The organism is Paenibacillus sp. S150 (genome assembly GCF_019352175.1).
GTDB lineage: Bacteria > Bacillota > Bacilli > Paenibacillales > Paenibacillaceae > Paenibacillus_AQ.
This window is the reverse complement of sequence record NZ_JACBYI010000025.1, coordinates 82,977-97,739: the sequence shown is the minus strand read 5'-3', so window position 1 is coordinate 97,739 and position 14,763 is coordinate 82,977. Positions and strand designations below refer to the sequence as shown.

The 14,763-nt window shown below is 51.6% G+C and carries 13 protein-coding genes; 1 reads left to right on the top strand and 12 read right to left on the bottom strand.

The window, feature by feature from the left end:
• Positions 1-491: 491 nt before the first annotated feature.
• Positions 492-1,367: a nucleotidyltransferase-like protein gene (locus HYD27_RS20830; RefSeq protein WP_219218341.1), complete on the bottom strand. Its 876-nt coding sequence runs from the start codon at positions 1,365-1,367 to the stop codon at positions 492-494.
• Between the two features lie 128 nt (positions 1,368-1,495).
• Here HYD27_RS20830 and HYD27_RS20825 point away from each other — a divergent pair, with 128 nt between their 5' ends.
• Positions 1,496-1,861: a DUF2614 family zinc ribbon-containing protein gene (locus HYD27_RS20825; RefSeq protein ID WP_219218339.1), complete on the top strand. Its 366-nt coding sequence runs from the start codon at positions 1,496-1,498 to the stop codon at positions 1,859-1,861.
• A gap of 69 nt (positions 1,862-1,930) precedes the next feature.
• Here HYD27_RS20825 and HYD27_RS20820 read toward each other — a convergent pair whose 3' ends face one another.
• From HYD27_RS20820 to HYD27_RS20770, 11 genes are all read right to left on the bottom strand, one after another.
• On the bottom strand, positions 1,931-3,652 hold the full coding sequence (locus HYD27_RS20820) for a glycosyl hydrolase family 18 protein (protein WP_219218336.1): 1,722 nt from the start codon (positions 3,650-3,652) through the stop codon (positions 1,931-1,933).
• Positions 3,653-3,865: 213 nt separating this feature from the next.
• On the bottom strand, positions 3,866-4,297 hold the full coding sequence (gene perR / locus HYD27_RS20815) for a Fur family transcriptional regulator (RefSeq protein WP_219218334.1): 432 nt from the start codon (positions 4,295-4,297) through the stop codon (positions 3,866-3,868).
• A gap of 126 nt (positions 4,298-4,423) precedes the next feature.
• Entirely contained in the window at positions 4,424-6,349 is a 1,926-nt protein-coding gene (locus HYD27_RS20810; protein ID WP_228745234.1) for a DUF4097 family beta strand repeat-containing protein, read from the bottom strand.
• 42 nt (positions 6,350-6,391) lie between these two features.
• Positions 6,392-6,862 (bottom strand): GNAT family N-acetyltransferase, encoded by a 471-nt coding sequence (locus tag HYD27_RS20805; RefSeq protein ID WP_219218333.1) that lies wholly within the window; start codon positions 6,860-6,862, stop codon positions 6,392-6,394.
• A 97-nt stretch (positions 6,863-6,959) separates the two neighbouring features.
• Positions 6,960-8,393, bottom strand: a complete 1,434-nt coding sequence (gatB, locus tag HYD27_RS20800; RefSeq protein ID WP_219218330.1) for an Asp-tRNA(Asn)/Glu-tRNA(Gln) amidotransferase subunit GatB — start codon at positions 8,391-8,393, stop codon at positions 6,960-6,962.
• Positions 8,394-8,491: 98 nt separating this feature from the next.
• Positions 8,492-9,949 (bottom strand): Asp-tRNA(Asn)/Glu-tRNA(Gln) amidotransferase subunit GatA, encoded by a 1,458-nt coding sequence (gene gatA, locus HYD27_RS20795; RefSeq protein WP_219218329.1) that lies wholly within the window; start codon positions 9,947-9,949, stop codon positions 8,492-8,494.
• A 24-nt stretch (positions 9,950-9,973) separates the two neighbouring features.
• On the bottom strand, positions 9,974-10,261 hold the full coding sequence (gene gatC, locus HYD27_RS20790) for an Asp-tRNA(Asn)/Glu-tRNA(Gln) amidotransferase subunit GatC (RefSeq protein ID WP_219218327.1): 288 nt from the start codon (positions 10,259-10,261) through the stop codon (positions 9,974-9,976).
• Positions 10,262-12,324: 2,063 nt separating this feature from the next.
• Positions 12,325-12,708, bottom strand: coding sequence for an ATPase (locus HYD27_RS20785; protein ID WP_219218326.1), 384 nt, complete (start codon positions 12,706-12,708; stop codon positions 12,325-12,327).
• 156 nt (positions 12,709-12,864) lie between these two features.
• A complete protein-coding gene (locus tag HYD27_RS20780; RefSeq protein WP_219218325.1) occupies positions 12,865-13,635 on the bottom strand; it encodes an ABC transporter permease subunit in 771 nt (256 codons plus the stop codon).
• Complete coding sequence (locus HYD27_RS20775; protein WP_219218324.1) at positions 13,632-14,543, bottom strand: ABC transporter ATP-binding protein; 912 nt, start codon at positions 14,541-14,543, stop codon at positions 13,632-13,634. The genes HYD27_RS20780 and HYD27_RS20775 overlap by 4 nt, the downstream gene beginning before the upstream one ends.
• The gene (locus HYD27_RS20770; RefSeq protein ID WP_219218323.1) at positions 14,543-14,734 is read right to left on the bottom strand and encodes a PLD nuclease N-terminal domain-containing protein; all 192 of its coding nucleotides are present in this window, start codon (positions 14,732-14,734) and stop codon (positions 14,543-14,545) included. The genes HYD27_RS20775 and HYD27_RS20770 overlap by 1 nt, the downstream gene beginning before the upstream one ends.
• Positions 14,735-14,763 lie beyond the last annotated feature (29 nt).

Sequence of the window (14,763 nt, the reverse complement as noted above, 5' to 3'; positions counted from 1 at the left end):
ATTAGGCACGCCGCCAGCGTTCGTCCTGAGCCAGGATCAAACTCTCCAAATTGGTTTTAGAAAGAGCGATTGCTCATTTTGAAACATCTGACGAGAATTTGCATTCTCTTGATGAATTCCCAAGCGTCCAAGACGCTGTGAAACCCACCGGTTTTGGAATCACCGAAGTGAATTCCGATACTCACTCGTTGTTCAGTTTTCAAAGATCAAGTTCTCATTTTTCTTCATCGTTGCTTGTCAGCAGCGACCTTTATAATATATCACAACGCCCTTGCTTTAGTCAATCATTTTCTAATTCCTTTTTTCGACTGCCTTCCGCTATGCTCAGCAGTATATTACCTGCGTCAGAGGGACGAGTTATAATTTAACATAATATTAACATAAGAGTCAACTATAAATATTCCCTGGATTGATCATCTCATACAGCATGGGAACAAACAAAAAAAGAGAGCATACTGCCTCTCCTATCCATGCGTATTTCCAATATATATTTATAAAGTGTAGCGTACTGCATGACCATCTCCGGCATCCTCTGCCCACGAAGCAATTTCCCTGATTTGTGATCGCGATACAAGCTTGCGCAATACCAGCGGCAGTTCAGCGCCAAGCGGGCTAAGGCCGGAATGCTGGAGCAGTTCTTTTATACTCCATGGTTCCTTGCGGCTGCCCAGAATATTCAATAGTATGGTACAACAATCAGACATCTTGGACATAATGGCAAATTCGCAGGCCAGCAGGATAAGCTCCACTCTCTGATCCAGCGTCTCAGTACTTACAGTTAATTCCTCATACAGCTTATGGACGGATGAATTCAGGCCTTTGACTTGCTCCCACACTGCAGGGTCGGGAAAATAACCCGCCTCACTCACTTCTATCCGCGCCCAATGATATAAGGCGATCAATACACAGTTGTAAGCATCCATAGTGCAGCGGGCTTCCAAATACCGCTTGGATTTCACGTACATATGCAGAAACCTGGAGAATTCCATAAACAGTATACGTTCCTTAAGCGGCCCCTGGAACTGGATAATCTCCCGGCGCATCGCCTCCAGAATCCCCTTGGGGTCCCATATGACTTCACCTGCTATGAGGCTGGTAAGAAGCTCGTTGTTGTCTCCCGCCATCACTGCTCTTTCCAGAGCCGAAAGACCGACATGGACCGACTGTGTGCGCCGCTCCCCGGCAATGGTATGGGTGATAATCCGCTCCTTGTCCTGCTCCTCATGCAGCATCAGTACCACCATATCAAAATCATGAAGAAGCGCACTCTGAAACGGAGCATTTCCCTTCTGATGCAAAGCGACAGCTCCCAGGACGTTCTCATCAAACGTTTCTCCACTAAACAAGGTCAAATTGGACAGTTCCATGCTTCCCTCCATCAAATTTGGCGAATTTGCGTCTGTCAGTTATAATTCTCTTAAATATTAATATTCTACATATTCATGTCAGTTCCTCCTGGACAACCGAACTATATTTTAGTTAGGAGCAAACACTCATGAAGTTTAAATCGGCTAAAATCAATGCCTTTCGCACCTGGGGACTGCTGCTTACCATGCTCGGAATGGGCCTTATGATCCTGGGGACGGCAGGCATCGTGTTCTGGGGGTCGGCCGGAAAGGTTGTTGCTGCAATTGGGCTCGTTATCGGCCTGTTCTCCATGATGGCAAGTCTGGCGATCTATTTCTGGGCAGGCATGCTCTCAACAAGTGCGGTGCAGGTAGAATGCCCGGAATGCCATAAGCTGACCAAAATGCTTGGCAAAACTGACCGCTGCATGTTCTGCCATACCATACTTACAATGGACCCTGCACAAGCGACCATCACTGCAGAACAGCTTGAAAGCCGGCAGCTTAAGCAATAGCCTATTTTTTATTCCCACAAAAAAACAGGGGTTCCCGTGAGGGGACCCCTGTGCTATGACTAAAAATAATTATTGGCTAATCTGCTGCAAGGTCTCCCAAGCCTCAGCAATGGCAAAGCTGCGGTTCCAGGAGCCTATGCCTCCCAGCCCAAATGATCGGGCGAGCTCTACTCTGGCTTTTAGCGAGACCTTGTCTTCGATCCATATTTTACGCAGGACGCCATCCTCTGTATACTCCACATAATTCTGCCCCGCAGCCTTATCAAATACTGGCGTCAGCTTCTTATCGGCAAGAATTTCCCGGACCGCATTCATACTAACGGCTTTGGAGCTAACCCTGGTTTGTCCGTCCACCGTGGTTTCCGACCAAATGCGGGTATAGAGCGGGATACCGAGTATCAGCTTCTCAGCAGGAACATCATCCTCTTCAATAATGCGGCTTATGGAATTTTCCACCCAAGGCAGCGAAGCAACCGAACCGGCGGTAGGGCTGGACGCCCAATGCTCATCATAAGCCATTACGATCAAGAAATCCGTAACTGCCGCAAGCGACCGGCGGTCCAAAAAGAGCGACCACATCTCGCTGTTTGATTTTGGGGTTACATCCATTGAGACAATGAGATTTTTGGCTTGGGCCATCGGCTTCAGCTCCCGCATAAACTGCGTAACGTTCTCCCCGTCCTTGGTGTAGACATTTTCAAAGTCAATATTAATTCCATCCAGACCATACAGATCAGCATACTCGAGCATCTGCACGATGGCATTCATCCGTTTCTCATAACTGGACAGCGCCTGGGTAGTAAGGTCGGCATCGAAGCTGTTGCTCAGCAGCCCCCAAACCTCCATCCCCCGATTATGGGCCCACTGTACGTATGCGTTGTCAGCCTTGCTGCGGACATTGCCGTTTATATCGACGATTTCAAACCAGGTAGGGCTGACCACGTTAACCCCGGGAAGAGCGCCGAAATTAGCCGGATCAGGCTTGCGTTCATATACAGCTTCCCAGAAAAGGTTGACCGGCTTTCCTTTCCAGCTGCGTTCCGCGCGCGAGGGAGTGACTGGCTTCGCGTCCACCGCCTTCTCTCCGTCCGGGATAATATCGCCAGCCTTGATATAGCCCGTGAATCCGCTGCTCATCTGCACATACAGCCAGTCCTCACCCTCCGAGTGCCAAATCCTGACCACGGTTCCCGGAGGCATATCGGCAACAATCGGGGCATGGATAGTAGCTTCACTGCGCAAAGCTTTGGATCTCCCGCCCTCTTCGCCTTTGATTTTGCCAAGCGGGACGGTTTCTCCGGCGGTCATCAGCAGAACGGCTCCGGTAGCCTGGTCCTCTTCCACCTCGAACCCATACAAATTCTCAAGCGTGTCCGCCGGCAGGTAGGTTACCCCATCCTTTTCTTCAGGGGCCAGACGGAGCTGCAGCGGCTCATTGTTCAAGCTGGCGGCAGTAGTATCCTCTTGCATATATAACAGCTCATTGTCTGTCGATAAAATGACCGATTTGGTCGCTTCTTCATAATGAATGGATGAATCCACATATTCCTGCAGCAGCGGAAGCGGTAAAAGCAGTCCGTCTCCCGTACCTGAAGCGGAATAGCCCGTCAGCTCTCCTTTGACAAAAACAGGATGCTCCAGACCTTTCCAGTCAGGAACGATATGCAAACGGTTCGGCAATACATAATATACAACCCAGTAGGCTGCTGCGGCTATAATGACAAGTCCCAATAAACGGCGAAAAAGACCTCCGCGCTTCCTGACGCGTCTTTGTCTCTGTCTTGTTTCCAAAATGTACCTCCAGATCACTAGTAGAATATAATGCCGGGTATAGCCAATCTTAAGTATACGCTATGACAGGCTCCTTAGTTGCGCAAATCTGCTGGAAGGGCTGGGCTTTTTTAATAGAATGACGAACTACAATATATCATAAGCTCAAAAAAAACGTGTGGCCTCCGTTACCGGATACCGCACGTTTCAGAAAATTCTCATCATTATAAAATTTCAATGCGCTTTCTCGCTGCAGGACTTGCAGACTCCATACAGCTCCATGCGCAAGCCATGAATTATGAACCCTGTCTCCTGCTCGGCGCGCAGTTCTACCTCATGGAGCGATGGATAGCTGAAATCCTCAATCTTGCCGCACTCCTGGCAGATAACATGATAATGATCAGACACATTGGCATCAAAACGGCTGGAATTATCACCGTAGGTCAGCTCGCGGACCATCCCCGCTTCCATGAACATCTTGAGGTTATTGTACACTGTTGCCACACTCATGCTTGGAAACTGCGGCTCAAGAGCACGGTAAATATCATCTGCCGTAGGGTGATTCATCGCTTCCATCAGATAGGAAAGAATCGCATGACGCTGGGGCGTAATACGGACACCGGTTGTCTTCAATTGTTCCAATGCATGCTGTACGCCACTACCCATCACTGCCACCGCCTTTTAATAAAAAAACGTAATAATAACTCTAATGTAATTGTAAGACCAGACTTTCGATGTTGTCAACGGAGTCAATACATTATATTTATTATTATATAATAAAAATTACTTATTTCAATATTTCATCACATTTAGGTTGCTGTTTCCTTCAACATGCAGCTTAAACTCGCCGTTGCCTACTTCGCCGGAGATATTTTTTTTGTCGATGGTCAGCTCCGGTATATCGGTAACGATATCGCCATAGCCGCTGGAGCCGTCCAATGTGAAATTTCCCGACACGGGAAGATACAGCCTGATATCGCCAACCGCACTGTAGATATCCCAGTTGCCTCCAAAATCCGCCGAACGGACATTGATTTTGCCGTTGAGGGACTCGGCATGCAGCTTCGATCTGGCCCCGTCAATCTCCAGATTGCCGTTCTTGCTGGACAGGTCCATCTCATCCCCGCTGCCCTCTGCCGAAATATTGCCGACAGCCGTTGAAAGCTTAAGCGCTCCCGTTACATCCCAGGCTGCCATGTCCCCGCCGCTTGTCGCCAAATCAACACTGCCCTGAACGGTTCTGGCCCGGACAGCCCCATTCAGCGTTTTTCCTTTGACATTGCCGAAAATACGGTGGAGAATCATCTCCCCGTTGCCGGTCTCCAAGCTGATATTCTCAATGGCCTCTACATTCTGCAGGGTAATACCGCCATTCATCGTCCGCACCTCCAGATTAAACCGGCGGTCTTCAGGCAAGGAAATATCAAGGTCCATCCGCGGCTGGCGTTTGCCGGAGTCTCCGTATGCCTTGCTCTTAGGAGTGATTTTGATTGTGGTGCCTTCGACCACTTCTACAAAGGACTGTTCCGAAATCGCCTCGGCGACCGCACCCTCCAGCTGATCTACCCATACGGTTGTTGCAATTTCGATATCCTCGACGGGTGCGCGGTGGATCAGAATATCACCGTTAATGGCGTCTATAGCAACTTTGGAGGTGACCAGTTCAACCGGAACAACGAGCGGAGCCTTTTGGAATTTGCTTCCCTTGGCCTCACCGTAATCCACAGCCGCTGCGGTCAGATTAAGACTGACCCGGTTCCACAGATGCAGATAATGCTCCTGCTCCGAAACAAGGAACACACTGGCGGCGAGCACAATTGCAGTCAGCAGCCCCCGCAAATCCATGCGTGAAGGGGCCTGCGTTCTTCCCTGGCCCAGGCGTTGTGAGAAAAAATGCATGAGCAGGTACTCCACTCCCCACAGCACGGCAATGACCGGCCACCATTTCAATAACAGCAGCATAGTCTCGGTTCCGTTCCTCCAATCCAGGAACAAGAGCACACCTACCGCTGTGAGCAGTGCGGATGCCGTGTATCTGCCAACCCTCCGGCGGCGCTGTTCATTGCCGCTCTGCCGGGACAGCGCCTTTGCGGTCTCGCGGACGCCCAGAAATATTCCACAGGCCGCCAGCACCGCCGAAATCGCCACACCGGCGTAATGCTCAATGAAATATTGCAGCCAGACCGGCTTTTGCCGGAAAAGAAACAAAAGCGCTCCGCCCAGCAGCAGCAAAAGCCCAAACGAGATTCCCGGCTCGCTGACCAGACGGCGCCGGTTCCCCTGGGAATTGGGGAGCGGCATCAATTCAGGGTCCTGCTCTTCGGGCAAACGCAGAAGACGGTCTGCCGACTGCAGTACATCGAAGACATTGTAGAAATACAGCACCGGAATCATCAGAGCCAGCAGAATGAGCAGCGGCACATTAATCTGCATGCCAATCGAAGAAAAGTAGAGCAATGCAGCGATATCCAGCAAAATGATGAAAATGAAAGAAATCCCCTTGCGGAGCAGCCCGAAATAGATATGTCCCGTGCCGGGGACAAGCGCTGCCAGAAGTCCGGCAATGAACTTCCGTTTGCGGCGGGGACGCCGCTTCGGGCGGGGCGGAATCAAAGGCTGCTGCTGCTCCTGACCGGCGTCTCCCGCCTGCGCAGCGGGGCCAGCCTCCCCTTCCCCCTGCATGGGAAGCATGGCGGGATCATTGTGCTCGGGACTCATTTCGGGATTCCTCCTGTCGTCATGACTGTGTTTTCTCGTTCTTCAAACGCGGCCGCTCCTGTGAAATTCAATCAACTCTACGCCGGGGGCAACCTCTTCAAATCCGGCAGGCACAAAACCGTGCTTGGTGTACAGGGCAACAGCCGGAACATTAAGCTTTCCTGTAGATACAATGTACTGCTCCATATCCGGGTACTGCTCAAAAATATATTCCAACAGCTTGCCGGCTACTCCCTGGCGGAAAAAATCCGGATTAACCATCATTCGGGTCACGGTAAGCTTGCCTGGCGCTTCCTCCTGGACCGCAACAGCCCCCGTTAACTCCCCGCTGTCGTCGAAACTGCCGTAGAAAGTCTCCGCAGAGCGGCTCAGCATGTCTCTGGTCTCCAATAACGGCGGAATCTCATGGAAGCCTATGATTTCCGCCTCCAGCCTGTATGCCTTGTGCTGAAGGCTCCAGAGCTCACTCAAGATGTCCCCGTCCTGCAAATCGAGCCTGTATATTGTGTTCATCTGCACATTCCCCTTATATGCCGCGAAAGGCCTGCCGTTGCCGACAAGCCCTAGCGCTTATGTTCCTAATGTATATTACCCCAAAAGCGGGAAAGCTCTAGCTGTTCAGCACTTCAGCAAGCAACGTATTCACAAGCCCAGGGTTCGCCTTGCCTTTGCTTTCTTTCATGACCTGTCCCACCAGAAAGCCTATCGCCTTCTGCTTGCCCGCCTTATAATCCTCAACAGACTGGGGATTGGCAGCCACAACCGCTTCAACGATCTGCTTGATGGCCCCCTCGTCGCTGATCTGCACCAGCCCCTTCTCCTCAACGATTGCCGCCGGCAGCTTGCCGCTCTCCAGCATCTCCTTGAAGACGGTCTTGGCGATCTTGCTGCTGATCGTTCCGCCCGCGATCAGGCCAATCATTTCACCCAGTCCCTGCGGGGTGATCTTCACCCGGGACAACTCTAACCCGGCACCATTCAGATAACCCAGCAAATCACCCATCATCCAGTTTGCAACGGCTTTGGCATCCTTGGTATAGGCAAGACTGCCCTCGAAGAAATCGGCGAGCAGCTTGGAGGAAGTCAGCACACCGGCATCATAGGCAGTAAGTCCGTATTCCTCGCTGTAACGGCTCTTTCGCGCATCCGGCAGCTCCGGAATAGTCGCACGGATTGATTCTTTCCAGGCATCATCAATATGCAGCACAATGAGGTCCGGGTCCGGGAAGTAGCGGTAGTCATGCGCTTCTTCCTTGCCCCGCATGGACAAGGTCTTGCCCTGAGCCTCGTCCCAGCGGCGGGTCTCCTGAATCACAACGCCGCCGTCATCCAGAATTCCGGCCTGGCGGATTTGCTCATATTCAAGTCCACGCAGCACGCCGCGGAAGGAGTTCATGTTCTTAAGCTCCGCGCGGATGCCGAATTCTGCCTGACCTTCCGGGCGCAAGCTGATGTTGGCATCGCAGCGCATCGAGCCTTCTTCCATTTTCACATCGGATACATCGCAATACTGCATAATGGCACGGATCTTCTCCAGATAGGCGCGTGCCTCCTCCGGAGAGCGCAAATCCGGCTCGGACACGATTTCGATCAGCGGTGTACCCACACGGTTGAAGTCGACCAGAGAAGCAAAGCCGCCGTCCACGTGAGTCAGCTTGCCGGCGTCCTCCTCCAAATGAAGGCGGGTGATGCCGATCCGCCTGGTCTCTCCGTCCACCTCAATGTCAATCCAGCCGTTCAGGCCGATGGGCTGATCGTATTGCGAAATCTGATAAGCCTTTGGAGAATCGGGATAAAAGTAATTTTTGCGGTCAAATTTGCTGATATCCCCAATCGTACAATTCAGCGCCATAGCCGCTTTCATGGCATATTCCACCGCCTGGCGGTTCAGTACCGGCAGGACGCCGGGATGTCCCAGACAGACAGGGCAGGTATGCGTGTTGGGCGGAGCACCAAATTCTGTGGAACAGCCGCAGAAGATTTTGGACCGGGTATGAAGCTCCACATGAACTTCCAGTCCGATGACCGTTTCGTATTTAGCCATATCTATTCTCATTCCCTTAAAAGTTTTGTGAGCCTATACTCCTGCTTGAGCATCTTCAAGCAAAACCTGCTTGGAAGCTCCAGCTGTCAAGACGGCAATTACAGCTTAGGAAGCTGCTTGTGATGATCCGTATGCTGTTCAAAGGCATGCGCTACGCGCAGCATTGTACTCTCGTCAAATTCTTTGCCGATAATCTGCAGACCTACAGGCAGCCCTTCGGCAAAGCCGCAAGGAATGCTGACAGCCGGAATCCCCGCAAGGCTGACCGGGATCGTCAAAATATCATTCAGATACATCGTCAGCGGATCTTCAGTCTGCGACCCCAGCTTGAAGGCGGTTGTCGGCGCAGCCGGTCCGATGACTACATCGTACTTTTGGAAAACCTCGTCAAAGTCCTGCTTAATCAGGGTCCGCACCTTCTGGGCTTTCAAATAATAAGCGTCATAGTAGCCCGAGCTCAGCGCGTAAGTACCGAGCATAATCCGCCGCTTAACCTCGGCCCCAAAGCCCTGGCTGCGGGAATTATGATACAGCTCAAGCAGCCCGCCCCCATCATCGGCGCGCACTCCGTAGCGGACACCGTCAAAACGGGCCAGATTGGAGGAGGCTTCCGAGGAAGCAAGCAGGTAGTAGGTTGCTACTGCGTATTCGGTATGCGGCAACGAAACCTCTTCCCAGACCGCGCCAAGGCCTTCCAGCACGTTCAGAGCGGACAACACGGTCTCGCGGACAGAAGGATCGATGCCCTCGCCGATGTATTCCTTCGGCACAGCGATCCTCAGGCCGGAGATATCACCCGTAAGGGCACTGAGATAATCAGGAATATTGACTTTAGCCGAGGTTGAGTCCTGCGCGTCGTAGCCGGCAATCGCCTGCAGCACATAAGCGGAATCCTCAACATTGCGGGTAATCGGCCCAATCTGGTCCAGGGAAGAAGCAAAAGCCACCAGGCCATACCGTGAAACCAGGCCATATGTAGGCTTAAGGCCGACAACGCCGCAATAGGATGCAGGCTGGCGGATAGAGCCGCCGGTGTCGGAGCCGAGCGCAAACAATACTTCTCCCGCAGCCACAGCTGCCGCCGACCCGCCGCTGGAGCCGCCGGGAACACGATCCAGGTCCCACGGGTTGCGCACAGCGCCGAAGGAGGAATTCTCATTGGAGCCGCCCATGGCGAACTCATCCATATTCAGCTTGCCGATCGTTACGGCATCCGCCTGGCGCAGCTTGGAAACAACAGTGGCATCATAAACCGGCTGGAAGTTTGAAAGAAACTGACTCCCGCAAGTAGTGCGCAGCCCTTTGGTGTTAATATTGTCCTTGATTCCAGCCGGAAGGCCAAAGAGCAGTCCGCGGGCGGCTCCGGAGGCCAGCTTGTCATCAAGCGCACGCGCGGAGGCGCGGGCCCCCTCTTCATTTAATGTCAAAAATGCATGCACCTTCCCGTCGCGCTCTGCAACGGCAGCCAATGATTCCTCAGTCAGCTCGCTGACTGAGGCTTCTTTGCTGTGCAGCATGTTATGTAATTCAGGCAATCGATATTGAAACAGGCTCAACATTCTTCCTCCTTTCGCTTTTGTTTATTCCAGAACTGCGGGAACCTTGAAGTGCCCGTCCTCAGCTTCGGGTGCATTAAGCAGCGCTTCCTCTTGAGACAGGCTCTCCTTGACCACATCATCGCGCATGACATTGCTGACCTGAAGCACATGTGTTGTCGGCTTTACGTGTTCAGTGTCTAGCTCATTGAGTTTCTCAGCATATTGTAAAATAGCATTCATCTGTTCAGTAAGTTTCGCCTCTTCTTCCGGGCTTAAATGCAGGCGGGCCAGCCTGGCCACATGCTGCACATCTTTGACGGTAATGCTCATTTCGGATATCCCTCCTGTTTAAAGGGCTAAAGCGCCCGGATAACGTGTTTAATTATATTGTAGAAGCCTCTACAATTCAATGCGCTTGTGGTTACAAGGCGTTCCAATTCGAAAAGCCCCACTTCAGTGGGGCCGAGCCGGGTGCGGCGTCAAGTTCAAAACCGGACAGAATATACTATCCTACGAGCCGTTAGCCCCCCGATTAAGAGCTACCTCCTGAAAAATATAGAACCCGCAGGTTCAGCACGACTACAACGCATTTTAACTTATTCCCAAACTTCACACGGCTTATCACAGCAAAAGAAATTCATAATTTCCTAACAATAAGAAAAACGGCTTCGCCGTCCTCTGAAAGAGGCGGTATCCGTTTCTCCAAAAATAGAAGGATAATTGATGACGTGAAACATATAAACCTGAATTTCGAAAGTGAATTGAACAAGTCCAGATCGGACAAGGGATAAACCCTCTTTTTCCTTCACCCATTTGGTGCAAGTTGTTTTTCACAAAAAATCCCTTCGTTTAGAGCCTTTTAGATGATTTGTAGATGCTTACTTTCGAAATTCAGGATAAATTCTTATCTTTGAACAAAACGGCGATGCCGCCCTTGACTGGACAGCACAGCTGTTGGGATTTCAGGTGTAAGGCTGGCTGCGGTTCCCTGGCTCTCCGGTTCCCCTGGCCGGCTGAAGCTCTTCCTCCCCGATCCTCCAGACCTTCCTGCTCAGACCCGTCGGCTAAGCCCAAGTGGAAAAAGGAAACTTAATCCCCACTTTCCCTTTTTCGCTTGCGTTAGCGGGAAAAAGGAGACCTAATCGACCCGTTTCCCTCCCTTGCAGAGGAATACGTCTAACTTAAGATGAACTTGAAACACATTCATAAAAAGGTCAGCCATTTTGGTGGTAAAAAATATAACTAAGGTAGCGCATTCGGCTCCTGGATCATCCCTAGTGGTAAAAAGTACAACTAAGGTAGCGCATTCGAATTCTGATTCATCCCTAGTGGGAAAAAGTACAACTAATCCGGCTGAAATCAGCCGTATGGGGTGAGCAGGCCTCTATTAAGTGTACAAAATCCCACTAAAGCCCGTTAAAGCCAGGATTCCAGCCTATTAGTGTTACTTTTTCCACTTCGCTTCCATTCCCTATGAACCTCCTTGCGTTCCATCAGCGTTTTCAGGTTCTCCGGTTCCATTCATATACAATGAAACTCCCCGCATCAAGCTGCGGGTATTGAACCTGTAGCAATTAAATTACCTTTTTGGCTCAACACCAAAATCAGCGGTTGACGATGTGAATGAAGTCCGCTGCGGGTTAAGAGGGTTCTTCCGATCCCGCTGCTAAAGCCCGGTTTCCTGATTGGAATAAGATTGCAGGTTGAAACCGGTCTTTAAAGGCGAACACTATCGTTTCTCCGGAATTCCTCTACCCTCCGCTTGTCCGCACTTAGTGCCGGCCCCTAATTTTTAGATAAAGCCGACTTTTCCCACGATTCCTTTAAGACTTTTCCTTCCGTGTAAGTGTACTAATTCTTACGAATTCCACTTCATTCACTTCATTCCACTTTACGTCCCTGCCCAGTAGCGGCCTCGGTTGGACCCGCTCTATTCCGCGCTTCCTCCTGCAAAACATAGAGCCCGCAGACCCAGCACGGCTCAGGAGACTCAGCACAATTCAGCAAACTCTGCAGACTCAGCAAACTCAGCACGGCTCAGCAAACTCAGCACGGCTCAGCAAACTCAGCACGGCTCAGCAGCTCAGCACAGCTCAGCACGATTAAGACGCATTACAATTTTCCCTCTAACTTCATAACATACCTTATCCACAATTGACGAGAAGCATAATTTCCTAACAAAATAGCCCCACAAAGTGGGGCCTTGGCTTCGATGATGACTCAGGTACTTTGCGGGGACCCCAAAACATATAAATTCTTATCTTTCAAGCAGAAACGGCTACGCCGTCCTTGTAAAGGACGGCGTGTTTCAGCGAGAAATATAAGGATCATTTAGAGTGCCCAGCATATAAATTCTTATATTTCAACAAAAAAGCCAGCTTGCGCCGGCTTCCTTAAATCCAAGCGCGGAGATTCACCTGTTTGATGAAATCCGCCTGGGACAGACTTTCCTTAGTAGTTGTCTCTGTCTCTTCTGCTTCTGCGTCTTCGCCGTTCATCAATTGATGAAACAGCTTCTCGTTGTGCGTGGACAAAGCATAATCAATCAACGCTTCTTGCGTTGCTCTTTCCGCCTGGGCTGCCAGCAATTGCTCTTCCGCTTCAATATCCTCAGCTGTAACATAGAAATTCCTGTTCGCCTGCGGAACACGGATGACGTAATCAAACGCATTGTCAGGATTACGGTCGTAAGCAATCAGGTAGCCGTAGTCTCCGATAGGAAGACTCTGCTCAAAAGCGTCCGCAACTATGACAATCTTCTCACCTAAACGCAGCATCGCCCTGCCTCCTGACCTGGAATCTATCATGTTTTGCTTGTTCCAACAGTCTACTAAAAAAAGATAGAGCTGTCCAGCGCCAGCAGCGGGTTGATCAAACTTTTGCAGAAAATATTCCGAAAATCGATAAAAATCGGCAATTTCCGCACTTTGACCTCAATCCGGCAATTTATTCCTGCGGATCAGGACTGAAGCACCGGCAAGGCATAAAATAATCAGTGCGGCAGCTGAAAGAATCGGCCCTTTGGCAAGGCCGCCTCCTTCTGTCATTATATCGGCAGACAGGGCGGTGAGCGCCGCTGGAGTCCAAGCAAGCGGGCCGGGCAGCAGCCCCTGTGCCAGCGACATAGCCGCAGCGGCCAGCAGGCCAAGGATGGCAGCCGAGGGTCCGCGCAGCCAGGCGCTGAACAGCAGGGTCAGCGAGACTGCACAGAGCAGCCACAGCCCGTACAGTCCGGCTGCAGCCAGCAGGCTGCTCCAGGAAAGCGGACCTATAAGCTGTTCTGTATAATAGGCAGCTCCGGCTGCGCCCGATCCAAGAGCAAGGATAAGCAGGGTCAGCTGTGCGGCCCATTTGGCCGAGACGATAGCCGCCGGGGTGAGCGGCTTGACCATCAGCATCTCGATAGTTCCGCTGCTCCGCTCACCGGCCAGGCTGTTCATCACGCCAAGCACGAGTATCAGCATACCTAAGATACCGTATTGTCCAAGCGCCTGAGCCATAACCACAGCAGCACCCGGCATCTCGTAGCCTTCCAGCATCCCCGGAGGCAAATTACCGGAAGCTGCAAGGATTTCCGGCATGTAATATGTCGTGAGCGGCTGCATAACACCCAAAATAATGAATACTGCCGGAACCCAGATCAGCCTATAGCTGCGCAAGGCCTCCAGCATTTCCTTATGGTAGAGTGTCCAGACATTCCTCATGCCTCCACCACCTTCATAAACAAATCCTCCAAGGTGGAAGAGCCTGCTTCGAATTGCAGCAATGGAATACCGAGGCTCCCGGCTTCCTGAAGAATTGTCCGCCGGGCGAGTTCCACATCGCTCACGTTCAAGGTGGCGGAGCCGGAAGAAATTATAGACTGTTCAACAAATGACCGGTTGGCAAGATCCTCAAGCCATATCAGCGCTTTCACATCCAGCTCCGTACTTAGCCGGATGACCGGTAGGCTGTACTGCGAGCGCAGCCGGGACAACGCTCCCTGCTCGGCGATTAAACCATGATTCATAAGAATAATATCGTCACATATCTCATCAGCATCATGAAGAACATGGGTAGAAAAAATAATGGTTGTCTCCTCCCGTATCTTCCGCAGCAGTTCCATCACCTCCCGGCGTCCAATGGGGTCCAGCGCAGAGACCGGCTCATCCAGAAGCAGCAGCCGGGGACGGTGCACCAGCGCCTGGGCAAGACCGAGCCGCTGCTTCATGCCTCCGGAATATCCGGCAATCTTGCGGCGGGCATCATCCCGGAGTCCAACACGCTCAAGAACGTCCGCCGCAAGTCCAGCAGCTTCCGCGGAAGCTATACCGCACAGCTTCGCAGCAAAAACAATGTATTCCTGCCCGCTCATCCAGCCGTAAAATGCCGGAGACTGGGGCAAATAGCCGAGCGCACTGCGGTAATTCCCACCGGTACCGCCGTCAAAGGATATGGACCCCGAGCTAGGCTTCAGCAAACCTGCAAGCATGCGCAGGGTGGTCGTCTTTCCCGCTCCATTGGGCCCCAGCAAGGCTACGCACCTCCCGGCCTCAACATCAAAGGAAATCCCGTCCACCGGGATATGCCTGCCATAGACCTTGCGTAAGTTCGCAGCTGTAAGCAGCGGCATCAGCTTTCTTTCCTTCCCACAGTAAAATAAGCGACGCTGCCCAGAAGATTTCCAAAAATCAATATAATACCCCACAGCCATTTCGGCCCCCGGGTCTGCTCTGCCTTGGCCAAAGAAATCAAACCGATAACGGCGAGCAGTGCCTGCAGCGCCAGCAGCGGCCAAATCAGCCCCCATCTTATCTCAGTCATGAATATTCCCACCCTTCTATGGCTTCGCC

Coding starts and splice junctions, on each gene's coding strand:
- HYD27_RS20830 (WP_219218341.1), bottom strand. CDS start 1,367: ATGGAACTGTCCAATTTGACCTTGTTTAGTGGAGAAACGTTTGATGAG.
- HYD27_RS20825 (WP_219218339.1), top strand. CDS start 1,496: ATGAAGTTTAAATCGGCTAAAATCAATGCCTTTCGCACCTGGGGACTG.
- perR (WP_219218334.1), bottom strand. CDS start 4,297: ATGGGTAGTGGCGTACAGCATGCATTGGAACAATTGAAGACAACCGGT.
- HYD27_RS20810 (WP_228745234.1), bottom strand. CDS start 6,349: ATGAGTCCCGAGCACAATGATCCCGCCATGCTTCCCATGCAGGGGGAA.
- HYD27_RS20805 (WP_219218333.1), bottom strand. CDS start 6,862: ATGAACACAATATACAGGCTCGATTTGCAGGACGGGGACATCTTGAGT.
- gatB (WP_219218330.1), bottom strand. CDS start 8,393: ATGGCTAAATACGAAACGGTCATCGGACTGGAAGTTCATGTGGAGCTT.
- gatC (WP_219218327.1), bottom strand. CDS start 10,261: ATGAGCATTACCGTCAAAGATGTGCAGCATGTGGCCAGGCTGGCCCGC.
- HYD27_RS20785 (WP_219218326.1), bottom strand. CDS start 12,708: ATGCTGCGTTTAGGTGAGAAGATTGTCATAGTTGCGGACGCTTTTGAG.
- HYD27_RS20780 (WP_219218325.1), bottom strand. CDS start 13,635: ATGAGGAATGTCTGGACACTCTACCATAAGGAAATGCTGGAGGCCTTG.
- HYD27_RS20775 (WP_219218324.1), bottom strand. CDS start 14,543: ATGCCGCTGCTTACAGCTGCGAACTTACGCAAGGTCTATGGCAGGCAT.
- HYD27_RS20770 (WP_219218323.1), bottom strand. CDS start 14,734: ATGACTGAGATAAGATGGGGGCTGATTTGGCCGCTGCTGGCGCTGCAG.